At 68.9% G+C, this 23,814-nt stretch carries 21 protein-coding genes; 12 read left to right on the top strand and 9 right to left on the bottom strand.

The window, feature by feature from the left end:
- Positions 1-16 precede the first annotated feature (16 nt).
- The 3 genes from H5U26_RS10040 (at position 17) to H5U26_RS10030 (ending at position 3,644) form a co-directional block, all read left to right on the top strand.
- A complete protein-coding gene (locus H5U26_RS10040; RefSeq protein ID WP_290619221.1) occupies positions 17-1,441 on the top strand; it encodes an efflux transporter outer membrane subunit in 1,425 nt (474 codons plus the stop codon).
- 78 nt (positions 1,442-1,519) lie between these two features.
- The gene (locus H5U26_RS10035) at positions 1,520-2,236 is read left to right on the top strand and encodes a GNAT family N-acetyltransferase (protein ID WP_290619220.1); all 717 of its coding nucleotides are present in this window, start codon (positions 1,520-1,522) and stop codon (positions 2,234-2,236) included.
- Between the two features lie 52 nt (positions 2,237-2,288).
- Positions 2,289-3,644, top strand: a complete 1,356-nt coding sequence (locus H5U26_RS10030; protein WP_290619218.1) for a hypothetical protein — start codon at positions 2,289-2,291, stop codon at positions 3,642-3,644.
- A gap of 125 nt (positions 3,645-3,769) precedes the next feature.
- Here H5U26_RS10030 and H5U26_RS10025 read toward each other — a convergent pair whose 3' ends face one another.
- The 8 genes from H5U26_RS10025 to H5U26_RS09990 all read right to left on the bottom strand — a co-directional run bounded on the left by H5U26_RS10025 (position 3,770) and on the right by H5U26_RS09990 (position 16,072).
- Complete coding sequence (locus tag H5U26_RS10025) at positions 3,770-4,711, bottom strand: TIGR00730 family Rossman fold protein (protein WP_290619217.1); 942 nt, start codon at positions 4,709-4,711, stop codon at positions 3,770-3,772.
- Positions 4,708-7,785 (bottom strand): efflux RND transporter permease subunit, encoded by a 3,078-nt coding sequence (locus H5U26_RS10020; RefSeq protein WP_290619215.1) that lies wholly within the window; start codon positions 7,783-7,785, stop codon positions 4,708-4,710. The genes H5U26_RS10025 and H5U26_RS10020 overlap by 4 nt, the downstream gene beginning before the upstream one ends.
- Complete coding sequence (locus H5U26_RS10015; protein WP_290619213.1) at positions 7,782-8,840, bottom strand: efflux RND transporter periplasmic adaptor subunit; 1,059 nt, start codon at positions 8,838-8,840, stop codon at positions 7,782-7,784. Before H5U26_RS10015 ends, H5U26_RS10020 begins: the two co-directional genes overlap by 4 nt.
- 296 nt (positions 8,841-9,136) lie before the next feature.
- A complete protein-coding gene (locus H5U26_RS10010) occupies positions 9,137-9,871 on the bottom strand; it encodes a SprT family zinc-dependent metalloprotease (RefSeq protein ID WP_290619211.1) in 735 nt (244 codons plus the stop codon).
- The gene (gene glgX / locus H5U26_RS10005; RefSeq protein WP_290619209.1) at positions 9,868-12,018 is read right to left on the bottom strand and encodes a glycogen debranching protein GlgX; all 2,151 of its coding nucleotides are present in this window, start codon (positions 12,016-12,018) and stop codon (positions 9,868-9,870) included. The genes H5U26_RS10010 and glgX overlap by 4 nt, the downstream gene beginning before the upstream one ends.
- A 73-nt stretch (positions 12,019-12,091) precedes the next feature.
- The gene (locus tag H5U26_RS10000; protein ID WP_290619207.1) at positions 12,092-12,946 is read right to left on the bottom strand and encodes a PA4780 family RIO1-like protein kinase; all 855 of its coding nucleotides are present in this window, start codon (positions 12,944-12,946) and stop codon (positions 12,092-12,094) included.
- A gap of 36 nt (positions 12,947-12,982) precedes the next feature.
- Entirely contained in the window at positions 12,983-13,468 is a 486-nt protein-coding gene (locus H5U26_RS09995; RefSeq protein WP_290619205.1) for a YajQ family cyclic di-GMP-binding protein, read from the bottom strand.
- 87 nt (positions 13,469-13,555) lie between these two features.
- Complete coding sequence (locus H5U26_RS09990; protein ID WP_290619204.1) at positions 13,556-16,072, bottom strand: Rne/Rng family ribonuclease; 2,517 nt, start codon at positions 16,070-16,072, stop codon at positions 13,556-13,558.
- 375 nt (positions 16,073-16,447) lie between these two features.
- Between H5U26_RS09990 and H5U26_RS09985 the strand changes: the two genes are divergently transcribed.
- Together H5U26_RS09985 and H5U26_RS09980 are read left to right on the top strand one after the other, a co-directional pair.
- Complete coding sequence (locus H5U26_RS09985; RefSeq protein ID WP_290619203.1) at positions 16,448-17,392, top strand: RluA family pseudouridine synthase; 945 nt, start codon at positions 16,448-16,450, stop codon at positions 17,390-17,392.
- Entirely contained in the window at positions 17,389-18,333 is a 945-nt protein-coding gene (locus tag H5U26_RS09980) for a S49 family peptidase (RefSeq protein ID WP_290619201.1), read from the top strand. Before H5U26_RS09985 ends, H5U26_RS09980 begins: the two co-directional genes overlap by 4 nt.
- 12 nt (positions 18,334-18,345) lie before the next feature.
- On the opposite strand, the gene H5U26_RS09975 is transcribed toward H5U26_RS09980, so the two are convergent.
- Complete coding sequence (locus tag H5U26_RS09975; RefSeq protein ID WP_290619199.1) at positions 18,346-18,936, bottom strand: Maf family nucleotide pyrophosphatase; 591 nt, start codon at positions 18,934-18,936, stop codon at positions 18,346-18,348.
- 196 nt (positions 18,937-19,132) lie between these two features.
- Between H5U26_RS09975 and H5U26_RS09970 the strand changes: the two genes are divergently transcribed.
- The 7 genes from H5U26_RS09970 to acpP all read left to right on the top strand — a co-directional run bounded on the left by H5U26_RS09970 (position 19,133) and on the right by acpP (position 23,811).
- Positions 19,133-19,570, top strand: coding sequence for a YceD family protein (locus H5U26_RS09970; protein WP_290619198.1), 438 nt, complete (start codon positions 19,133-19,135; stop codon positions 19,568-19,570).
- Between the two features lie 11 nt (positions 19,571-19,581).
- Positions 19,582-19,764: a 50S ribosomal protein L32 gene (gene rpmF / locus H5U26_RS09965; protein ID WP_068803053.1), complete on the top strand. Its 183-nt coding sequence runs from the start codon at positions 19,582-19,584 to the stop codon at positions 19,762-19,764.
- A gap of 3 nt (positions 19,765-19,767) precedes the next feature.
- On the top strand, positions 19,768-20,784 hold the full coding sequence (plsX, locus tag H5U26_RS09960) for a phosphate acyltransferase PlsX (RefSeq protein WP_366055932.1): 1,017 nt from the start codon (positions 19,768-19,770) through the stop codon (positions 20,782-20,784).
- Positions 20,781-21,749 carry a beta-ketoacyl-ACP synthase III gene (locus H5U26_RS09955; RefSeq protein WP_366055931.1) on the top strand — a complete coding sequence of 323 codons (969 nt, stop codon included), beginning with the start codon at positions 20,781-20,783 and terminating at the stop codon, positions 21,747-21,749. The genes plsX and H5U26_RS09955 overlap by 4 nt, the downstream gene beginning before the upstream one ends.
- Positions 21,750-21,788: 39 nt before the next feature.
- Entirely contained in the window at positions 21,789-22,724 is a 936-nt protein-coding gene (gene fabD / locus H5U26_RS09950) for an ACP S-malonyltransferase (RefSeq protein WP_290619195.1), read from the top strand.
- Between the two features lie 30 nt (positions 22,725-22,754).
- On the top strand, positions 22,755-23,504 hold the full coding sequence (gene fabG / locus H5U26_RS09945; protein ID WP_366055930.1) for a 3-oxoacyl-ACP reductase FabG: 750 nt from the start codon (positions 22,755-22,757) through the stop codon (positions 23,502-23,504).
- A gap of 61 nt (positions 23,505-23,565) precedes the next feature.
- Positions 23,566-23,811 (top strand): acyl carrier protein, encoded by a 246-nt coding sequence (gene acpP, locus H5U26_RS09940; RefSeq protein WP_068803058.1) that lies wholly within the window; start codon positions 23,566-23,568, stop codon positions 23,809-23,811.
- Positions 23,812-23,814: the final 3 nt, after the last annotated feature.

The raw sequence follows: 23,814 nt of genomic DNA, 5'->3' as shown, positions 1-23,814 counted from the left end.
GCAGGGTCCAGACACCGTGCCGCTCCGACCACGACACGCGACGCTGCTGCTGTTGGCAGCGGCCTTGACCGGCTGTTCGCTGGCGCCGCACGAACCGCCGCCGGCAATCGCCCTGCCCGCCGGCTGGAACGATCCGGTCATCGGCCAGGATGCAGCCCCGCCCATGGCCGACTGGTGGCGACGGTTCGGCGACCCGGCGCTCGATGCGCTGGTGGCGCAGGCGCTCGAATACAACCTCGATCTGGCGCTGGCCGCCGCGCGCATCGAGGAAGCGCGGGCGCAGCTTGGCGCCAGCCGCGCCGAGCAGTGGCCCACACTCGACGCGCAGGCCGATGCGTCCCGCCAGCGCAGCGCCAGCGGCAACGGCAACGACAGTCTTGGCAGCGCCGGCGTGCGCGAGTTTTACAGCGTGGCGGGCGTGCTCGGCTACGAACTGGACCTGTTCGGCCGCCTGCGCAGCGCGACCGACGCCGCCCGTGCGCGCCTGCTCGAATCCACCTACACCGCCGACGCGCTGCGCCTGACGGTGATGACCGACGTGGTCAGCGCCTACCTCGACCTGCGTGCGACCGAACGCCAACTGGCCATCACCGACGCCACCGTGCTGTCCCGCCAGGAGGCGCTGCGCCTGCAACGCGCGCGGCTGCGTCTTGGCGCCGACACGGAACTGACGCTGCGCCAGGCCGAAGCAGCGCTGGCCGCTGCCCGCGCCCAGGCCGCCAGCCTGCGCGAGAACCTCGGCCGGACACAGACGGCGCTGGCAGTGCTCAGCGGCGCCTCGCCACAGGCGCTGTTCGACCAGCAGCCGCCGCCCGGCCAGTTCGCGACCCTGGAGCTGCCCGGCGAGTTTCCCGGCGTGCTGCCGGCGCAGCTGCTCGAGCGCCGGCCCGACATCCGCGCCGCGCAGGCCGCGCTGCGCGCAGCCGATGCCGATATCGGCGCCGCGCGTGCCCTGTGGTTCCCACGCATCAACCTGACCGCGCTGATCGGCTCGGACGCGCTGCGCGTGGGCGATCTTTTCAGCGGCCCGGCGGCCAGCTGGTCGCTCGGCAGTTCCCTGGTGGCGCCGCTGCTCGACTTTGGCCGCGCCGAGGCCCAGGTGGCCGGCGCGCAGGCCCGGCGCGCGCAGTCGCAGGCGCTGTACCGGCAGACGGTGCAGACCGCGTTTCGTGAAGTACGCGACGCGCTGACCTCCCTGCGCGAGGCGCAGCTGCGCGAGCGGGCGCAGACCGATGCCGTCGCGGCGCTGACCCGGGCGCGCGAGCTGGCCAGCCTGCAGTACCTGAGCGGCCGGGGGCTATATCTGGATGTGCTGGATGCCGACCGCAGCCTGCTTACGGCGCAGCTGGACCTGACCACCGCCGCGCGCGATGCGCGCGTGGCCGCCGCAACGCTGCACAAGGCACTCGGCGGCGACTGGCCGGCGCCGGCGCCAAGCTGATCCCGCTCCGATGCTGAGCCCATCACGCCCCGCGACCGGGCCGTCGCGACAGAAACCTTCCTGCTACCGCGCGACACCATGCCCGACCCATACCTGATCGATCTGCGCGAGCATCCGAATCCGGCATTGCTGGCCGCCTTCGAGGATTTGTATCGGCGCACCTTCACCGATCCTGCCGAGCGCGAGGACCCGGCACAGTGGCCCCCCCGGCTGTATGGCGAGCTGCCCGCGCCGCAGCCGCGCATGCACCTGCTGGTCGCCGTCGACGAGCCGGGCCGAAACCTGCTCGGCGGTATCGCGTTCGAGTATTACCGCGACAGCCGCTGCGGTCTGCTGACCTATCTGGTGATCGCGGCCGACTCGCGCCGCCGTGGCCTGGCCCGGCGGCTCGTGCAGGGCGCACTGGCCCGGCTGCAGCAGGAAGCCCAGGCCCATGGCAGCTCCCTGCGCGGCGTGTTCGCCGAAGCCGAAGACCCGGACCAGGTCGGCCCGGATGGCAACGCCATGCCGCCCCGTGAACGCCTGACGGCGCTGGCGCGACTGGGCGCGCGGCGGATCGATGTGCCGTACGTGCAACCGGCGCTCGAGGGCGGCAGCGGACCTTGCCGGCACCTGCTGCTGCTGGTGTTCCATCCGCCCTCCGGCGCCGTCCCGGGGGCCGTGGTGCAAGGGTTTCTGCACGAGTTCTATCGGGCGCTTGGAATCACGGATCCGGCGTCGGATGCCGATTTTCGCGCCATGGAACGGGCGCTGACCGAGCGCGCCGATTGCGCCGTGCCGGTCGCCGCCCGGTAGTGCCCGCGCGTCGCAACAGTCCGCGCGTCAGCCACCGCCCAGCGAGCAAACGATGCCAGACCTAAGCCAAGCACCGGGACCGGACAACCCCACACTGAACATCGCAATGGCAGCGGTGTGCCTGCATTTCGTCGAGAACCCGGCGTCGCCGACATCGCCGTTCGTCTACCCGTCCGGCAGTGTGTTCCAGTCGATGGAACTGGACCTGCTGGCCTACCGCTTCCAGGATCCTCCGCCGTTCGGCAGCAGCATCGAAGCGGTGCCCGCGGCGCATCCCCAGCGGCGGCCGATCCTGATCGAATACCCGGAACAGTTCACCTACCACTCCGAAGGCCGTGCCCCGCAGCTGCGCATCGAGGCGCCATTGCGCCGGGCGGAGCTGCTGGTCAGTTCGACGCGTTTTGCGGCCTGCGGCCGACGCATCTGGCATCTGGTGATCACCCCGCCCGAGGGCGAGACCTTCAGCGAATACGACCTGATCATGCTGATCCACCTGTACGACGGCCGCACGGAACGCACCGGCCTGCGTGAGCAGATCCGGTTCCGCTTGGACGATGCCGACTCGGCCGGCTGCCTGGTCTCGGAACTGCCGCGGCGCCTCGGGCTGCCACTGCAGGCGAACGACGATCCCGAGCTGAAATGCGGAACGCTGCAGCTGCTGATCGGCAACGACGACGGCGACGCCGCAGCCAAGACCGACGAACCGCGGCGGCCGAACGTGTTCGACACCCTGCGCAGCGCCCGTGAAGCGGACGGCGACGAGGCTGCACAACGGCTCAAAGCCTGGATGCGCGACGACTGCCCACAGCGGCGGCAGATCATGGCCTACTGCGGCATCGTCACCGGCATCTTCGATTTCGAAAAAATCGACGACGAGGAGGCGCTCGACACGCTGGAGCCGACCTTCGCCGCGTCTTCGTCGTTCCTGCGCATTCACCGCCGCACGCTGATCAGCATCGCCGATGACGACCGCGGCATGCGCGAGTGTTGGAACAGCATCGGCATCAGCCCGTACCTGATCCTGCCCCATGCGGCGTTGATCTACAACGAAGCGCTGGTGGACTGGGCCGAGCGCGGCATCAGCGCGGCGCTGGCCGATCATGGTGCCCGACTCGGCGCCCTCGAGGACGCCCATTTCGACGCCGACAGTCATCTCAACGCGCTGTATCTGCCGAATGTTTTCAACTACGTCACCGAACGGTCCCTGTTCGATGCCGGCGACCTGTGCCGCGGTTCGAATGCCCGGCGCACGGCCGTGCTGGCGAAGCTGGATCAGCTGAAAAACCAGATCGAGATCGTGCGCGAACACCAGCGCAAGGGCGGCGAGACCATCATTCAAATGCTGCTGGCGGTGATCTCGCTGCTGCAGGTCAAGAGCGTGATCGCGGAAATTCTCGGCGGGCGCTGAGCATCGGCATCCTGATCCTCACCGCAGTGGTCTGGTGGTCCTACCGCAGAGGCTTGCCGAAACGCATCGGCAAGTCCGCATCGGGCTGAACGGCGCCAGCGGCACGGTACCGTACCGGGCACGACTCAGGCGCAGGGAAACAGGCTGCCGCCGTTGGCCTCGTGCCAGCGCTGGATGCTGTCCCAGATGTCCTGCGCGGTTTCCGCGTACCAGAAAAGCTCCCGGTCTTCGGGATCGATGACGCCCTCGTCGACCAGAAAGTCGAAATCGACCGCCCGCCGCCAGTAGCTCTCCCCGACCAGCACCACCGGCACCGGATGGATCTTGCGCGTCTGGATCAGCGTCAGGGTCTCGAACAGCTCGTCAAACGTGCCATAGCCGCCCGGAAAGGCCACCAGCGCCCGCGCCCGTTGCATGAAATGCAGCTTGCGCAACGCGAAGTAGTGGAAACGAAAACACAGCTGCGGCGTGATGTACGGGTTCGGGTACTGCTCGCGCGGCAGGCTGATGTTCAGGCCGACCGACTTGGCGCCCACGTCGAAGGTGCCGCGGTTGGCCGCCTCCATGATGCCCGGCCCGCCACCGGTCATCACCACCACCCGGCAGTCCTGCGGCCCGTCACCGGCACAGCCGACCAGGCGCCCCAGCTCGCGCGCTACGTCGTAGTAATGACTCTTGGCGGCACGCCGCTTCGCCACCGCCAGCTGCTCGGCCAGCGCCGTGTTGCCCGGCTCGGCCGCCAGCGCGGCGCGGCAGGCCTCGACATCCCGTTCGGCCACCGCCGGTTCGCTGATGCGGGTGCCGCCGAACACCACGATCGTGTGACGTATGCCGTGCTCGCGCAACAGCAGTTCCGGCTTCAGGTAGTCGACGTGCAGGCGCAGGCCGCGGGTGTCCTCCTGGCTCAGGAAATCCGGATCCTGGTCGGCGATGCGGTAGCTTGGACTGTCCAGGATGGCCTGCACGCGCTGCGGTGCGGCCGGATCCTCGGACGCCGGCTTCGGATGCTGCTCCGGCAGCGGCTTTTCCCGCTGCTCGGTCGCCGGCGGTGGCGGCTGATGGCTCATGCCGACACGGGATGGCCAGCCGCTCGACGCGCGCGCAGCCGCAGCACGCCGTTCTCGACCAGCGAGTACACCACCGGCACCACCACCAGCGTGAGCAGGGTCGAGGACACCATGCCGCCGATCACCGCCACCGCCAGCGGGCCGTTGGTGTCCGAGCCGGCACCGACGCCGAAGGCCGCCGGCAGCATGGCCAGGATCACCGTCAGCGAGGTCATCAGCACCGGGCGCAGGCGCACCGGACAGGCCTCGCGCAGGGCCTCGGCGATGCTCTTGCCCTCGTCGCGCAGCTGGTTGGTCAGGTCCACCAGCAGGATGGAGTTCTTGGCCACCAGACCCACCAGCAGCACCAGACCGATCATCGAATAGATGTTCAGCGTATGGCCGGCCAGCCACAGCGCCGCCAGGCCGCCGACCATCGCCAGCGGCTGGGCCACCATGATGATCAGCGGCTGCAGAAAGGAATCGAACTGGCTGGCCAGCACCATGTACAGCATCACCAGCGCCAGCACGAAGGCGGTGGCGACGAAACCCATGGTCTGGCTGAACTCGCGCGCCGAGCCCAGCAGCTTGATCGAATAACCCAGCGGCAACACCTCGGCGGCGACGCCCTGCACCTTCTCGACTGCCACGTTCAGGGGCATTTCGGGGTTGTTGTAGAAACGCGCCGCGTACTGCAGGTCGAAGCGGTCGATGCGCGCCGGGCCGGGCTTCTCCACGAAGCGGGCCACAGTGTCCAGGCGCACCAGCTCGCCGTTGCCGGCGCGCAGGAAAATCTTGCGCAGGTCATCGGGCGTTTCGAAGGTCCCGTCGGGCGCCTTCAGGCGCACGTCGTAACGCTCACCGTCGCCCGGATCGTCGTTCCACTTGGCGATGTCCATGCCACCGGCCAGCACGTTGGCGGCCATCGCCACGTCGCGACTGGACAGGCCCAGCGCCGCCGTGCGCGTACGGTCGATCTCGAGACGCAGCTGCGGCATGTCCAGCAACAGGTCCAGGTCGATGAAACCGAAGCCGGGCATCTGCATCAGGCGTTCGCGCATCTGCACCGCGTACTCGCCGACCCGCGTGAGGTTCGGGCCGCGCACCGCAAACTGCAGGGTCTCGCCGCGCTGGCCGCCGATGGCCGGTGTCGGCACGGCAAAGGCGCGCACGCCGGGCAGGCTGGCCAGCTGCGGGCGCAGGCGGGCGATGACCTCATGCTGGCTGATGTCGCGCTCGTCGCGCGGCGTGATGGTGACGAAAATCATGCCCTCGTTGGCCTGCGCGGTCGTGAACAGGCCAATGGCGCCGAAGGTGTACAGCACCGTCGGGTCGGCCTCCAGCACCTGCTCGATCATCTGCAGGCGCGAGTTGGTGTACTCGACGCTCGACCCGAGCGGGGTCTTGAAGATCACCATGAAGCGGCTCTCGTCCTCCACCGGCACGAACTCCTTGCCGATGGCGCCGAAAAAATAGCCGCTGCTGGCCACCACCATCAGGGTTGCCGCCACCACCCCCCAACGCCAGCGCAGGCCGGCATTCAGCACACGCCGGTAGAAACGGTCCATGGCCTCGAAAAGGCGGCCAAACGCCCCGTAAAGACGGCCGTGGCGCTGGCTCACGTCCAGGTAGCGGGAACACAGCATGGGCGTCAGCGTCAGCGACACGAACCAGGACACCAGCACGCCGAACACCACCACCACCGAGAACGAGCTGAAGAAACGCCCGATCATGCCGCCCATGAACACCACCGGCACGAAGATGGCGACCAGCGACAGCGTGGCGGCCAGCACCGCGAACATCACCTGTTTGGTGCCCTCGATGGCTGCGCTGCGCGGGTCCGGGTCGATGTGCTCGCGATGGCGGTGGATGTTCTCCAGCACCACGATGGCATCGTCCACCACCACGCCGACCAGCAGCAGCAGCGCCAGCAGTGTCATGGAATTGAAGGTGTAGTCCAGAAAGTACATCACCGCGATGGCGCCCAGCAGCGACACCGGAATGGCGGCGGCGATGATGATCGTGGCCCGGAAGCTGCGCAGGAACAGCAGCACCACGGCCCCGGCCAGCAGCGTGCCGGAGATCAGATGCTCCTTGAGCGCATCGACCATCTCGACGATGAAGATCGAGTTGTCGGTGCCCTGAAGAATCTGGATGCCGGCCGGCAGCTGCGGGACGATTTCCGTTTTCAGGCGCTGCTGGACCTCGTCGACGATGGCCACGGTGTTGGCGCCGGTCACCTTGACGATGCCCATGCCGACCACGGACTGCCCGTCGCGCCGCGCCAGACGCCGGTAATCGGCCATGCCGTCGATGACGTCGGCCACCTGCGACAGGCGGATTTCGGCGCCGTCCCGGTAGCCGATCACCATGTTCTGCAGCTCGCGCGGGCTGTGGTACTCGATGTCGAGCTTCAGCAACCGCTCCTGCGTGCGCGAGGTGACGAAGCCACCGGGCAGCAGCAGATGCTCGTTGCGAAACGCGTCCAGCACGTCCTGCACCGTCAGGCCGTGCGCGCTCAGGCGCTCCGGGTGAACCTCGACGCGGATGTTGCGCGGCCGCAGGCCGCCGATGCGGATGTCGCCGACGCCATCGATGGTCTCGATCTGCCGGCGCAGCGTGTTGGTGACGAAGGTGTTCAGCTGCTGCAGCGTGCGATCGCCCAGGATGTGCAGCCACAGGATCGGTGTGGCGTCGGCCTCCACCTTGGCCACCACCGGCGGGTCGGCGTCATCCGGCAGGTTGGCCACCACCTGGCTGACCTTGGACTGCACCTCCTGGAAGGCGACGTCGATGTCCTTTTCCAGCTTGAAGGTGATGGTCACCTGCGACACGCCGGGCGTGGAACTGGACTGGATGTAGTCGATGCCGGGCACGCTGTTGACCTGGCGCTCGATGATGTTGGTGATGCTGGCGTCGATGACCTCCGGGTTGGCGCCCGGCTGGGTGGTGGTCACCGACACGATCGGGAAATCGATTTGCGGAAAGCGGTCCACGCCCAGCGCACGGTAGGCGACGATGCCAAACAGCACGATCACGCCGCTCAGCATGTACGCCAGTACATGCCGGTTGATGGAAAGTTCCGGCAGACTCATGCGCCACCTTCCTGCACCCGCACTGCTGCACCGTCGGTCAGAAAGCCGGCGCCGTCCACCGCCACCCGGACGCCGGCCTCCAGCCCGGACAGTATCTCCACCGTGCCGGCGCGGTACACGCCGGGCTTGACCGCGACGGCGCGCGCCTTGTCGCCCTCGATCACGTACACGGTCGGCCCGGCGGGGCGCAGCACCACGGCGGTTTCAGGCACCGTCATCGCCCGCTCCCGACGACCGAGAATGACCTCGCCATCGACACTGGCACCGGCCTTCCAGCCGCCCGGGTTGGGCAGGTCGACCAGCACCAGCAAGGCGCGATTGTCCTGGCCGACGGTGGGGCGGATCTCGCTGATGACTGCCTCGACCACCGTGTCCGGTGCCGAGGGCGAGCGCAGGCGCACCGGCAGGCCGGGCTCGAGCACATCGGCCAGCGCCTCCGGGTACGGCAGGGCCACGCGCAGCAGGCGATCGGTGCTCAGGCGCACGATCGGCTCCCCCACGGCAACGTAATCTCCAACGTTGACCATGCGCGCCGACACCGCGCCATCGATGGGCGCCGTCACCCGGCCACGCGCCAGATTGCGCGTGGCTTCCGACAGCTGCGCCTGCGCGGCGGCCCGCTGGCTGCGCAGGGCCTGCAGCTGTGCGCGAGCATCATCGAGCGCGTTCTTGGCAAAAAAATCGCTCTTCGCGAGGGTCTCGTAGCGCTCGACCAGGCGCTCCTGCTGGGCGATCAGGGCCGCCAGGCGGCCGATCTCGGCCTGCGCCGAACCCTGCCGCAGGCGGTAATCCTCGCTGTCGAGCTCGATCAGGGTCTGTCCCTTGCGCACCTCGTCGCCCACCTCGGCCTTGACGCTGAGCACGCGCCCGGCAACCTCAGCCGCCACCACCGGATCGACCAGGCTCTCGATCTGGCCGACGCTGTGTTCCAGCGTCTCCACCGACGCCATGCCGACCTGCGTGGTGGTCACGAGAATGCCGGGCGGTTTGACGGCCGCCTGCTCCTGTTTGCCGCAGGCAGTCAGGGTAAAGGCGAACACAAGAACCGCGGGCACGGTCCGGACAAGCGGGCGCAAAGCTGGCATGGAAGCTGTTCTTGGTCTGTGGCTGGGGGAATTCGGGCAACGCCACGGGCAAGCCGACACGCCCACCCGTTCGATATCCTGTCCGAACTGCGGTTGCGCGCGGCACGCAAGTGAAATCATCAGGCTGGAGGTTCACGCGGCCGGCCCTGCCCACGTCGAGGCGCGCCGGGCTGTTCGGAACCCCGTGCGACGGACGCCAAGTGGGCCGAGGCGCGTTGTTTTATAGCACAACCGATGCGCGTTCCAGCCCGGCTGTTCGGTCCGGATCAGGCCGGCAAAGGCCGCCATGGGCGCTCTTGGCGCAGCGCCGCCTGACGTTCGCGATGGTCCGGCAGCGCGGCCGCCAGCAGGACGTAAAACCGCGGCCCGTGGTTCATTTCCCGCAGATGACACAGCTCGTGCAGCAGCACGTAGTCGATCAGCGGCTGCTCCAGAAGCACCAGGCCCAGGTTCAGCGTGATGCGACCGTCGGCTGCGCAGCTGCCCCAGCGCGCGCGCAGACGCACCACCCGCGGCGGTGGCAGGGACCGCCCTGACAGCCAGGGCAAGGTGCTCGCCAAGCTCGCGAGCCGTGGCGGCAGCAGGGCCTGCGCCTGGCGGCGGTACCAGCCATCGAGCGCCCCGCTGACCGTCGGCGCGTGGTCCGGCGCCGGCACCGACACCTGCAAGCACTCGTCCAGCAACCGCACATGCGCAGGGCCGGCCGCCAGTTGCAGGGGATAGCTGCGCCCCATATACCGCTGCGGGCTGCCGTGGCCGAAGTCCGGCGCGGCGGTCGCGCGGCGAGCGCGGCGTTCGAGCTGGCCGGCGATCCAGCGCCGGTGGCGATGCAGGATGTCCGGCAACAGATGCGCCGGCAGGCGCAGCGGCACGCGCAGTTCGAGCACGCCATCGGCGCTCACGCGCAGCGCATAGGTACGCCGCCGGGCGCGCAGCACGCGGCAATCGAGCCGCCGGCCGTCCAGCTCGAAGGCCAGCGGGACAGCGACGTCCCCGGTCATGACTCGCCGAGCCGCTCGAACACCTGCACGCAGCGTGGCGACAGGCTGCACTCGCCACCGGCCGGCAGGGTCAATCCGTCACCACGGCCGTCGGCGGCACAGGTGTCGAACACGCGCCGCCAGGACGCGCCGAGCCCGGCTGGCGGCATTAGAAACACGGTCGCCTCGGCACCGGCATGCAGAACGACCAGGTAACTGTCGTCGCGCTGCGACTGGCCCTGCGGCCCCAGGTGCTCCATGCCTGCCTCGCCGTCCAGAACGAAGGCCAGCAGGTGCGGCTCGGCCTGCCAGTCTTGTTGGGCTTTTTCACTGCCGTCGGCGTTCAGCCACACGATGTCCTTGCGGCCACTGGCATCGATCGGCCGCCCGGTGAAGAAACGGTCACGCCGAAACACGCCATGCCGATGTCGCAGCTTGAGCAGGCGCCGCAGGTAGTGCTGCAAGGCGGCCCCTTCTTCCTGCCCCAGCCGCGCCCAGTCCAGCCAGCTGATGGCGTTGTCCTGACAGTAGGCGTTGTTGTTGCCGCCCTGGCTGTGGCCGAACTCGTCACCGGCCAGCAGCATCGGCGTGCCCTGCGACAGCAGCAGCGTCGCCAGCAGATTTCGCATCTGCTGCTGACGCAGCGCCCCGATGACCGGATCGTCGGTCGCCCCCTCCACGCCGCAGTTCCAGCTGAAGTTGCTGTCGGTGCCGTCGCGGTTTTGCTCGCCGTTGGCGGCGTTGTGCTTGTGCTCGAAGGACACCAGGTCGCACAGGGTGAAGCCGTCGTGGGCGGTCAAGAAGTTGATGCTGGCGGTCGGCCGGCGGCCGTGATTCGGAAAGATGTCGCTGGAGCCTGTCAGGCGTGAGGCGAGCGTCGCTACCTGCCCCGTGTCGCCGCGCCAGAAGCGGCGCACCGTGTCGCGGTACTGGTCATTCCATTCGCCCCAGCCGGCTGGAAATCCGCCCAGCCGGTAGCCGCCCGGACCCAGATCCCAGGGCTCGGCGATCAGCTTGACGCCGGCCAGCACCGGATCCTGACGCACGGCATCGAAAAAGCCGCTGCCCGGATCGAAACCGCCGTCCAAGCCCTCGCGCGCCAGCGTGGTGGCCAGGTCGAAGCGAAAGCCGTCCACGCCCATCTGCTGCACCCAGTAGCGCAGCGAGTCGAGCACCAGTTGCAGCACCCGCGGCTGGGCCAGATTCAGGCTGTTACCGCAGCCGGTGAAGTCCCGCGTGTGGCGCGGCACCTGCGGATTCAGATGGTAGTAACTGGCGTTGTCGATGCCGCGGAAACTGAGCGTCGGCCCCAGCTCGCTGCCCTCACCGGTGTGGTTGTAGACCACGTCCAGCAGCAGTTCGATGCCGGCGTCGTGCAGCGTGCGCGCCAGCAGGCGAAATTCGCCCAGGTCCGGCCGGGTCAGGAAGCGGTTGTCCGGGGCAAAAAAGCCGATCGAGTTGTAGCCCCAGTAGTTACTGAGGCCCGCATCGACCAGGCGCCGTTCGTCCAGGTGCGCATGAACCGGCAGCAACTCGACCGCGGTCACGCCAAGATCGGCCAGGTACGCGACCGGCGCCGGCTCGGCGAGACCCCGAAAACTGCCGCGCAGGGCATCCGGCACCTGCGGATGGCGGCGCGTGTAGCCGCCGGCGTGCATCTCGCAGATCACGCTGCGCCGCCATGACCTGCGTGGCCGGCGCCAGTGGTCACCATCCGCTACTTCGTCGACCACCACGCACTTTGGAACATAACGGGCGCTGTCGCGGGTGTCGAAGGACAGGTCGCCGCGCGCATCGCCCACCCGGTAGCCGTGCAGCGCGTCGTGCCAGCGCACGGCGCCGTGCAGCAGGCGGGCGTAGGGATCGATCAGCAGCTTGTGGTGATTGAAGCGGTGGCCGCGCTCCGGTTCATACGGGCCATAGACGCGATAGCCATACAACTGTCCGGGGCGCAGGTCCGGCAGGTAGCCGTGCCAGACCTCGTCGGTGTATTCGGGCAGCGCCACGCGCGCCGTCTGTCGCGAACCGCTGGCGTCGAACAAACACAGCTCGACCTTTTCCGCATGCAGGGAGAACAGGGCGAAATTGACGCCGCGGCCATCCCAGTGCGCGCCCAGCGGATAGGGCCGGCCGGGCCACACGCGGTTGCGATTGAGCGGTGCAGTCATATCAGAACGCCAAGCTTCGGGTGTGGGCAGCGGCAAGCATCGATCGGACCAGCGCCACCCACCAACGCCCGGCTCAACGCTGGGCAGCCGCCTCGCGGCCGGCCTGACGCAGCTCGGCTTCGAGGCGTGCGGCGTCGATCTCGCGCATCACGTCGCCGACGTTGGCCGGCGTCGTGTCGGCCACCACCTCACCGCTCAGCACGCTGTCCGGATGCAGGGCGCCGGCTGCGTAGAGCTGCCAGATTTCCGGGCCGTAGGCGCGGCCCTGCAACTGCGGCGCGTAACGCCCCAGATACTCGCCAAGATTGGTCACGTCCCGCTCCAGCAGGGCACGGGCGCTGTTGTTGGCGGTGGCATCGACCACCTGCGGCAGGTCGATGATGACCGGCCCGTCGGCCGTCAGCAGCACGTTGAACTCCGACAGATCGCCGTGCACCATGCCGGCGCACAGCATCCGCACCACGTCAGCCAGCAAGCGCGCGTGGCAATCGAGCGCCTCCTGCTCCGTCAGGGGCAGATCGCCCAGACGCGGCGCGGCGTCGCCAGCCGGGTCAGTGATCAGCTCCATCAGCAACACGCCGTCGAACAGTCCATACGGCTGGGGCACGCGCACGCCGGCCGCCGCCAGGCGATACAGCGCGTCGACCTCGGCGCTGTGCCAGGCGGTTTCCGCCTCGCGGCGGCCATAGCGGCTGCGCTTTTCCATGGCGCGCATCTGCCGGCTGTTGCGGGCCTTGCGCCCTTCCTGGTACGCCACGGCCTGGCGAAAGCCGCGCTGGCGGGCGTCCTTGTAGACCTTGGCGCAGCGCAGTTCCTCGCCGCAGCGCACCACGAACACGGCCGCCTCCTTGCCGCTGCGCAGCGGGCGCACGACGGCGTCGATCAGGCCGTCTTCCAGCAGGGGCAGCAGCTGCGGCGGAACTTTCACGGCGTTAGCACCGCATGGCCGGAGGCAGGCGCATGCTCAATCGCGAAAGTTCACAAACTGCAGCGGCAGGTCGAAGTCTTCCTGCTTGCGCAGCAGGGCGATGACTGTCTGCAGATCATCGCGATTCTTGCCGGACACGCGCAGCTCGTCGCCCTGGATGGCGGTCTGCACCTTCAGCTTGGCGTCCTTGATCAGCTTGACCAGCTTGCGGGCGTGGTCGGCATCGATGCCCTGGCGCACGGTGATGGTCTGCGTCGCCCGCTGGCCGACTTCCTGCACCTTGCCGTAGTCGAGCGACTTGAGGTCCACGCCGCGCTTGGCCATGCGCGTGCGCAGCACGTCCAGCAGCTGCTCGATCTGGAAGCGGTTGGGTGCCTCGGCGGTCATCACCGCGTCCTTGAGCGTGAGCTTGGCGCCGGAATCCTTGAAATCGAAGCGCGTGGTCAGCTCGCGGTTGGTCTGGTCGACCGCGTTGGCGACCTCGTGCAGGTCGGCCTTTGAAACGACATCGAATGAGGGCATGACAGTTTCGGTTGCCTCCGGAATCAGTTTGAACGAGCCATTCGGCCGGCGCGGCAGACGCCGCGCCGTGCGCAGTATCGGCCCGCGCTAGCCGTTGCGCGCATCGGCCTCGTCAACCGGCACGCTGACCGTTTCGACCTGTACGAATCCCCCACCGGCTGGTGGCGTGATCGGCTCCTGCAAAATGGGCGCCGGCGGCTCCTGAGCGGGCGGTGGCGGTGGCGCCCAGACGACCGGCGCGGGGCCTTCCACCACCACCGGAACGGCAGGCATGACCGCAGCGTCGGGCACGTGCTCGGCGCTGGCCGACTCGGGGGACGCCTGCTGCGCCGCCCACGAGTAATCCGGCGCCGGCTCGGTGACCGGCGTTGTCACTTGCGGCGCGAACGGTTCGGACGGCGACACCGACTCGGGCTGGGCGATTCCGGTGATCACTGCCGCACCCGCCAACGCCCCCGCGGACGTGACCGGCGGCGCGAACACCTCGGGCGCGTGCAGCGGCGGCGTGCCATCCGGGCCTTTGCCGCCCGGCGGCTGGCGGCCTGCTTGCGGCGCGCGGGCCGGCGCCTCACTGCCAGCGGCGTTCCTGGCCTCGGCACCGCCCTGGCCCTGGCCGCGCTGACCACCGCGACGACCGCGCCGCGATTTGCCTTCGCGAGCTTCGCGCTGGCCATCGCGCACGGCCGGATCGCGCGGCGCAGCCGGCTCGCGCTGCTCGCGCTGGCCGCCGCGCGGCGCGTTGTCGCGCTGGCCATCCCGCGCGGGCGCTGGGTTGCGCGGCGCGACAGGTGCCTGCGGCCGCTGCGCGTCGCCGCCCTGGCGGCTGCGGTCCGGCCGGTCCTGCGGGCGCGCGGCGGGCGTTTCGGCACGCGGCGGGCGGCTGCGCGCATGACGCGGCGGCGCCTGCTCCACGGGCGCGGGTGGCCGATGGCCGACCAGGCTGCGCCACAGGCGCGTGAACAGACCCGGCTGGGACGCCGGCGCAGCCGCCACGGTGGTATCGACCGGACTTGGCGGCGGCGCGCTGCGCACCAGGCGCTGCACGGCCGCCGGCTGGGCGACGATCGCCGCCGGTGCGGCGGCCGCCTCCGGCGCCGGCACGGTCAACGCCAGTTCGTGGCTGGGCGTATCCAGCAGGCGCTTGTTCAGGTCCTGCACGCGCGTGCGGTCGATCTCGTAATGCGGGGTTTCGAGCGCCGGGTTGGGCAGGATGATGGGGTTCACGCCCAGGCGCTGACCCAGCTCGGACACCGCGTCACGCTTTTCGTTGAACAGATAGGTCGCCACCGCCACCGGCACCTGCACCGCCAGGCGGCCGGTGCGCTCCTTGAGGGATTCTTCCTCCAGCAGGCGCAGCACGTGCAGGGCGGTCGATTCCACGCTGCGGATGGTGCCCTGGCCCTCGCAGCGCGGGCAGGTGATGTGGCTGGTCTCCTTCAGTGAGGGACGCAGGCGCTGGCGCGACATTTCGAGCAGCCCGAAACGCGACAGCTTGCCCAGCTGGATGCGCGCCCGGTCGTGCTTGACCGCGTCCCGCAGGCGGTCTTCCACCGCCCGCTGGTTGCTGCTTTTCATCATGTCGATGAAGTCGATCACGATCAGCCCGCCCAGATCGCGCAGGCGCAGCTGGCGGCCGATCTCGTCGCAGGCCTCCAGATTGGTATTGGTGGCGGTCTCCTCGATGTCGCTGCCGCCCGTGGAGCGCGCCGAGTTGATGTCGATGGCGGTCAGCGCCTCGGTGTGGTCCACCACCAGGGCACCGCCGGAGCGCAACGGCACCTCGCGCCGGTGCGCGGTCTCGATCTGGTGTTCGATCTGGTAGCGCGTGAACAGCGGCACCTTGTCCTGGTACAGCTTCAGGCGCGGCAGGCTTTGCGGCATCAGCTGCTGCATCAGCGCGCGGGCCTCCTCGTAGGTGGCCTCGTCGTCGATCAGCACCTCGCCGATGTCGTCGCGGAAATAGTCGCGGATCACCCGCGCCACGACGTTGTTTTCCTGGTAGATCAGGAACGGGGCGGACTTGCCGGTGCTGGCCGCATCGATGGCGTTCCACAGCTCGATCAGGTGATCCAGGTCCCACTGCAGCTCGGCCAGGCTGCGCTCGGCCGCCACCGTGCGCACGATGACGCCCATGTTGGAGGGCAACTGCAGTTGCCCGAGCAGGTCCTTCAGTTCGGCCCGGTCCTCGCCCTCGATCTTGCGCGACACGCCGCCGGCGTCGGGGCTGCAGGGCATCAGCACCAGGTAGCGGCCGGCCAGGCTGACGTGGGTGGTCAGGGCCGCGCCCTTGGTGCCGCGCTCTTCCTTCTCGACCTGGACGGTGATTTCCTGACCTTCGCGCAGCTGCCGCGGCTCGCCGTTGGGGCCCTGCAGGTAGTGGGCGGCGACCTCTTTGAGCGGCAAGAAGCCGTGGCGGGTGCCACCGTAATCGACGAACGCCGCCTCCAGGCTCGGCTCGATGCGCCGCACTACGGCGCGGTAGATGTTGCCCTTTTTCTGGTTGCGGTTCGGGGACTCGATGTCCAGATCAAACAGGTATTGGCCATCGACGATGGCCACCCGCAGCTCTTCCGACTGGCGGGCGTTGAACAGAATTCGTTTCATCGGGGAATACTCGTGGCAGACGCCTCGCGGCGCAGCGCGTGCCGGACGGTAGCGCCCCCAGGGGCGCAGGCTCATGGGCCGGCATGCCGCAACGCGGCGCGACGCGGGGATCGGGAACAGGGCCTCCGGCGAGGCCGGTCCGCGGGGACTGGCGCAGGAGGAATAGAATGGCTCGCACAAAATCGGTTGCAGCGGCGCCAGCGCGACACGCCGACGAAACGGACACGGCAGACATCAGCCGGCCCCAGGCATTGCGCCCGAGACACTGAATCACCGTCCAAATCTTTTTGATCATCAAGATGGCCACTGCGCCGACAACATTAACACGCGATGACAGGGCTTAATACAGGCACGGCCACCACCCCGGAGCGCTCGGTGGCGTACGTGAACGTTGCCGACGATCAGGCCGGGCAGCGGGTCGACAACTTCCTGATGGCGCGCTTTCGCGGCCTGCCGCGCAGCCGGGTGTATCGCCTGCTGCGCCGCGGCGAGGTGCGCGTCAACGGCGGTCGCATCGGCCCGGAGCACCGCCTGCAGGCCGGCGACCGGGTGCGCCTGCCGCCGGTCGACCTGCCACCCCCCCGGCCGCCCGGGGAAGCGCCCGACCACCAGCTGCGCGAGCTGACCGGCCGCATCCTGTTCGAGAACGAGCGCCTGCTGGTGCTGGACAAGCCGGCGGGTCTGGCCTGTCACGGCGGCAGCGGGGTCAGCTTTGGCGTGATCGAGGCGCTGCGACAACTGCGGCCCAATCAGCCGTTCTTCGAGCTGGTGCATCGCCTGGACCGCGACACCTCGGGTTGCCTGCTGATCGCCAAGCGGCGCAGCACCCTGCGCGCACTGCACGAACAACTGCGCAGCGGCGCCGTCGGCAAGCGGTACCTGGCGCTGCTGGTGGGCCAGTTTCCCGGCCGCCGCCAGCGCGTGGATGCGGCGCTCGACCGCTACGAACGCGGTGGCGAACGGCTGGTGCGTGTGGCCACCGACGGCAAGCCGGCGCAGACGGTGTTTCAACTGCGCGAGCGGTTTGCCGGCGCCAGCCTGGTCGAGGCGGAATTGCTGTCCGGGCGCACGCACCAGATACGCGTGCACGCCCAGCACCTGGGCTGCCCGGTGGCGGGCGATCCGAAGTACGGCGATCCGGCGGCCGAGGCAGCGCTGGGCGCCATCGGCCTGAAACGGCTGTTCCTGCACGCGGCGAAGATTGAACTGGCGCCGCTGGACGACGACACGCCGCAGGTCTTCGAGGCACCCCTGCCGGCGGCGCTCGAAGCCGTGCTCGAGCGCCTGCGCGATACCCAAACCACCCAGAGGACCGCATGAACGACGACACCAACCCCACCGCCTGGGAACGCGGCGTGCTCGAACGCCTGCTGCGGGACACGCTGACCGAACAGCGCCGCGCCCGCCGCTGGCGCATCTTCTTTCGCCTGTTGTCGGTGTTGCTGGTACTGCTGGTGCTGGGACTGTTTCGCGCCGACGTGGGCGTGCCACAGGTCGCCAGTCGCCACACCGCGCTGGTGCAGCTGAACGGCATCATCGCACCCGGCACGGACGCCAACGCCGACATCATCATCGAGTCCCTGCGCAAGGCCTACGACAACGCGCAGGTGGCCGGCGTGGTGCTGCGCATCGACAGCCCGGGCGGCAGCCCGGTGCAGGCCGGGCGCATCAATGCCGAAATCCGGCGCCTGCGCACGCTGCACCCGAAGGTGCCGCTGTACGCCGTGATCGACGATATCTGCGCCTCGGGCGGCTACTACGTCGCCGTCGCCGCGGACAGGATTTACGCCGACAAGGCCAGCGTGGTGGGCTCGATCGGCGTCCTGATGAACGGCTTTGGCTTCGTCGACGCCATGCAGAAACTGGGCATCGAGCGGCGCCTGTTGACCGCCGGTGAGCACAAGGGCTTCCTGGACCCGTTCTCGCCGCAGAACCCCGAGGACGCCGAGCACGCCCGCGAGTTGCTGCAGGCCATCCACAGCCAGTTCATCGAGGTCGTGAAAGACGGCCGCGGGGCGCGCCTGAAGGACGATCCGCGCCTGTTCAGCGGGCTGGTGTGGACCGGCGACCAGGGCATCGAACTGGGGCTGGTCGATGCGCTGGGCGACACCGATTCGGTGGCGCGCGAGGTGTTCAAGGCCGACAAGGTGGTCGACTACACCGTGCGTCCGGCCTACTTCGAGAAGCTGATCCGCAGTGCCGGCGGCGAGGCGGCCAGCAGTCTGCTTGACGCGCTCTCGGACGGCCTGCGCTGGCGTTGATCGGCGGCCACATCAGGGCAGCGCAACGCCCTGATCCCGCAACAGCTCGCACAGTGCGATCAGCGGCAGGCCCAGCAGCGCGGTGGGGTCATCACCGCTCATGCGTTGGCACAGGGTGACGCCCAGTCCCTCCGAACGCAGTGAACCGGCGCAGCCGAAGGGCTGTTCGCGGTCGAGGTAGCGTTCGATGTCGACCCGGCTTAGCCGGCGCAGCTCCACATCGAACGGCACCAGTCGCGTCGCGACCTGGCCCGTGACGCTGCTGAACAGGCAAACCGCGGTCTGGAACACCATCACCTGGCCCGACGACAGCGCCAGTTGCTCGGTCGCCCGCGCCCGGTCGCCGGGCTTGCCCAGCACCTGCGCACCGACCACGGCCACCTGGTCCGAACCGATGATCAGATGCGCTGGAAACGTTACCGCTGCGGCCTCGGCCTTGGCCCTGGCCAGGCGCAGCGCCAGCGCCGTTGGCGCCTCGTCGGGCAGCGGCGTCTCGTCGACCTGCGGCGCGTGGACGTCGAACGGCAGCCCCAGGCGCCCGAGCAGCTCGCGGCGCGTGGGTGAGGTCGAGGCCAGAACCAGGGGCGGGTGTGAGGCAGACATGCACGGTCCGGATGTGTGATGGGCGGGGCATTGTAGCCAGCGCCCCATACCGGCCGGCCCCCCGCGTTTTTGACAGCCGAATCAGCCCCCGACTACACTCCGCGCCCTTATGTCGGGGCGAATACCAGACTCGATCGACCCCCACGACTGGGCCAGGACCGGCCGGCACGTCACGGGCACCCTGCCGCTGGCGGGCATGGAGCGGCTCTGCGAAGGCCTTGAAGACACCGCCGGCGAAGTTGAAATAACGCTTGCCGGACAAGTGCTTCCTGGTGGACGACTGGTACTGGCCGGCAGCGCCGCGTGCGCCGTGACGGTGCGCTGCCAGCGCTGCCTCGAGCCATTCGTGCTGCACCTCGAGGCCCCGATACAGCTTGGCGTGCTGACCCATGAGGGGGCGCTCGCGAAGCTGCCGGCCGGCTATGAGCCGCTGATCTGCCCTGCCGGGCAGGAGCTGTCCGTGGCGCAGTTGATAGAGGACGAATTGTTGCTGGTTCTGCCGGATTACCCGCACCATGCCGACGGCATGTGCGGCGCCACGGCGGTACCGGCGCAGCAGGCGGGGGAGCGGCGGCCGTTCGCGGCGCTTGCATCCCTCAGGAAAAACGACCCGCCCGGCGGGCATGACGACTGACAGGACCATCCATGGCCGTTGCACAGGACCACAAGAGCCGCTCCAAGCGCGGCATGCGCCGCTCACACGACGCGCTCAAGCCCCCCACCCTGTCGGTTGAGCCGACCACCGGCGAAATCCATCGCCGGCATCACGTCAGCCCGACCGGCTACTACCGCGGCCGCAAGGTCATCGACACCGGCAAGGGCGAGTAAGCATTGAGCCTGGTGGTTGCCGTGGACGCCATGGGGGGCGATCACGGCCCCTCTGTGGTGGTCCCGGCGGCGATCGGCTTCGTGCGCAAGCACAGTGATGTGCGCCTGATCCTGGTTGGCGACGAGCCGGCCGTGCGTGCCCTGATGCCGGCCGATGCCGCCACCTTGGCCGTGGCGGTCCACCATGCCAGCCAGGTGGTCGACATGGACGAGGCGCCAGCCAAGGCACTGCGGGGCAAGAAGGATTCCTCGATGCGCGTGGCCATCGATCTGGTTGCCGCCGGCCAGGCGCAGGCCTGCGTCAGCGCCGGCAACACCGGTGCGCTGATGGCAACTGCCCGTTTCGTGCTGCACATGCTGCCCGGCATCGAGCGGCCGGCCATCGTGCGCGCCCTGCCCACGCAGCGGGGCGAAACCCACGTGCTGGATCTTGGCGCCAATACCGAGTGCAGCGCCGAGCAACTGTGCGAGTTCGCAGTGATGGGCGCGGTGCTGGTCGAGGCGCTCGGCAAGCGCCAGAACCCCAGCGTGGGACTGCTGAACATCGGCAGCGAGGCCACCAAGGGCACCGACACGGTGCAGCGCGCAGCCGAACTGATCCGCGCCAGCGGGCTCAACTTCCACGGCTACGTCGAAGGCGACGATATCTATGCCGGCACCACCGACGTGGTGGTGTGCGACGGCTTCGTCGGCAACGTGGCACTCAAGACCAGCGAGGGTCTGGCGCGCATGATCAGCCAGGTGCTACGCGAGGAATTCAGCCGCACGCCCCTGCGCCGGCTCGGTGCCTTGGCCTCGCTGCCGGCCCTGCGCGCGCTGCGCCAGCGGCTGGACCCCCGCGCCTACAACGGCGCCAGCCTGCTCGGCCTGCCGGCACCGGTCATCAAGAGTCACGGCGGCACGGATGTGGTTGGCTTCACCCAGGCCATCGCCGAGGCCGCCGCGCAGGCCAGGGCGCAGGTGCCCCAGCGCATCGGCGAGCGCCTGGCAGATTTCCTGCCACAGGCGCTGACCGCGTGATGTACTCGCGCGTCATCGGCACCGGCAGCGCCCTGCCGGAACACATCGTCACCAATGCCGACCTCGAATCGAAGGTCGACACCAGCGACCGCTGGATCTTCGAGCGCACCGGCATCCGGCAGCGGCATATCGCTGCACCGGGCGAGACCTCGACCGACCTTGGCGAGCGCGCGGCGCGGGCCGCACTGGCCATGGCCGGACTCGACGCTGCCGACGTCGGCCTGGTGGTCGTCGCCACCTGCACGCCGGAAAACGTCTTTCCGAGCACGGCCTGCCTGCTGCAGAACCGGCTTGGCATTCACGGCGGCCCGGCCTTCGACGTGGCGGCCGCCTGCGCCGGCTTCATTTACGCGCTCAGCGTCGCCGACAGCCTGCTGCGCAGCGGCGCTGCCGACACGGCGCTGGTGGTCGGCACCGAGACCATGTCGCGCATCATCGACTGGCAGGACCGGCGCACCTGCATCCTGTTTGCCGACGGCGCCGGCGCCATGGTGCTGCGCCGCGAACCGACGCCCGGCATCCTGTCCACGCACCTGCACGCCGACGGCAAGTACAAGGATCTGCTGTGGGTGCCCGGTTGGGTATCGGACGATTACGGCAGCCTCGCCGAACATCCGCCGCACATGGTGATGGAAGGCGCCGACGTGTTCCGGGTGGCGGTCGAGAAACTCGGCGAGTCGGTGGAAGAAGCGCTGGCCGCCAACGGCCTCGACAAGGGCGCCATCGACTGGCTGATCCCGCACCAGGCCAATCTGCGCATCATTGCCGCCATTGCCAAGCGCCTGCGCCTGCCCATGGAGCAGGTGGTGCTGACCATCGCCGAGCACGGCAATACCTCGGCCGCCTCGGTACCGCTGGCGATGGACGTCGCGGTCCGCGACGGCCGTGTCAAGCCGGGCCAGACGCTGCTTCTGGAGGCCTTCGGCGGCGGTTTTGCCTGGGGCTCGGCGCTGCTGCGCTTCTGAGTCCACCGCACTGGTCGACATTCAGGTCCGGATTCCCGCATGACATTGGCACTGGTATTTCCCGGTCAGGGCTCGCAATCGGTCGGCATGCTGGCCGAACTGGCGGGCGAGTTTGCGCAGGTCGAGCAGACCTTCGCCGAGGCCAGCGAAGCCCTGGGTTACGACCTGTGGCGCCTAATCCAGGACGGCCCCGACAGCGAACTGCAACTGACCGCTGTCACCCAGCCGGCCATGCTCAGCGCCGGCGTGGCGGTGTGGCGGGTCTGGCAGGCCGCCGGCGGACCCGCCCCGGCGGTGATGGCCGGCCACAGCCTTGGCGAGTACAGCGCGCTGGTGTGCGCCGGCGCCCTGCCGTTCGAGCAGGCGGTGCGGCTGGTACGCCAGCGAGGCGAGCACATGCAGCAGGCGGTTCCGGTCGGCAGCGGCGCCATGGCGGCCGTGCTGGGCCTGGATCGGGCAGCAGTGGAAGCGGCCTGCGCCGCCGCGGCAAGGCCCGATGAGACCGTGGCTGTCGCCAACTACAACGCGCCCCTGCAAAGCGTGATCGCCGGCCACACAGCGGCCGTGGCACGGGCCGGCGCGGCTGCCCAGGGCGCCGGTGCCAAGCGGGTCGTGCCGCTGCCGGTCAGTGCACCGTTTCATTGCAGCCTGATGCGCCCGGCCGCCGACGCGCTGGCGCCTGCGCTCGTGGCAGCAAGCATCCGCTCGCCCGAGGTGCCGGTCATCAACAACGTTGATGTCGCCGCGGCCAGCGAACCGGCGGCCATCCGCGACGCGCTGATCCGGCAGATTTACTCGCCCGTGCGCTGGGTCGAGGTCATCGAGGCGATGCGGGCGCGCGGCGTCACGCACGTCGTCGAGTGCGGTCCCGGCAAGGTACTGGCGGGGCTGACCAAACGCATCTGCGGCGAGCTCGAAAGCCTTGCCGTCCAGGACCCGGCCAGCCTGCGCCAGACGCTGGCAGCGCTCGGTTGACACGCTCCGACTGAAGGCACGGGAACGGCCATGGACATTCGACTGGACGGCGAAATTGCGCTGGTGACCGGCGCCAGCCGCGGCATCGGCAAGGCCATCGCACACGAACTGGCGCAGGCCGGCGCAATCGTCATCGGCACCGCCACCACCGACGCCGGTGCACGGCGCATCGGCGAGGAGCTGGCCGCGGCCGGCCTCAAGGGCGCGGGCATGACATTCAATGCCGCTGACCGGGACGGCACGACCGCCCTGGTGGAGGCGATCAAGGCCGCGCACGGCGCCGTTTCGATCCTGGTCAACAACGCCGGCATCACGCGCGACAACCTGATGCTACGGCTCAAGGACGATGACTGGGACACGGTGCTGGACACCAATCTGGGCGCCGCATTTCGTCTCTGCCGGGCCTGCGCCAACGGCATGATGCGGGCGCGCCGGGGGCGCATCATCAACATCGGTTCGGTGGTCGGTGCCATGGGCAACGCAGGACAGGTAAACTACGCCGCCGCGAAGGCCGGCCTGGCCGGCTTCACGCGCGCCCTGGCGCGCGAACTGGCCAGCCGCAGCATCACCGTCAACACGGTAGCACCGGGTTTCATCGACACCGACATGACCGCCGCCTTGACCGCCGAGCAGCGCACTGCCCTGCTGCAATCGGTTCCGCTGGGCCGCTTTGGCAGCGCGGACGAGGTCGCGGCGCTGGTCACCTACCTGGCCTCGGCGCAGGCCGGCTATATCACCGGGCAGACCCTTCATATCAACGGCGGCATGTACCTGGCCTGAGCCGGTGGCGCCGTTACGCACGAGTTTTTTTGTGATTTTTTCCCTGGGAGGATGTTGAGCGATGAGCAGCATTGAAGAGCGCGTCAAGAAAATCGTGGTCGAGCAGCTGGGCGTCAAGGAAGACGAAGTCAGCAACGACTCGTCCTTTGTCGACGACCTGGGTGCCGACTCGCTGGACACGGTCGAGCTGGTGATGGCCCTCGAAGAGGAATTCGAGTGCGAAATCGCCGACGAAGCGGCCGAGAAGATCACCACCGTGCAGGAAGCCATCGACTACGTCGAGAAGGAACTGGCCTCCCGCAAGTAGGGA

It is taken from the genome of Immundisolibacter sp., from assembly GCF_014359565.1.
Taxonomy (GTDB): domain Bacteria; phylum Pseudomonadota; class Gammaproteobacteria; order Immundisolibacterales; family Immundisolibacteraceae; genus Immundisolibacter.
This window is presented reverse-complemented; position numbering and strand designations above follow the sequence as displayed.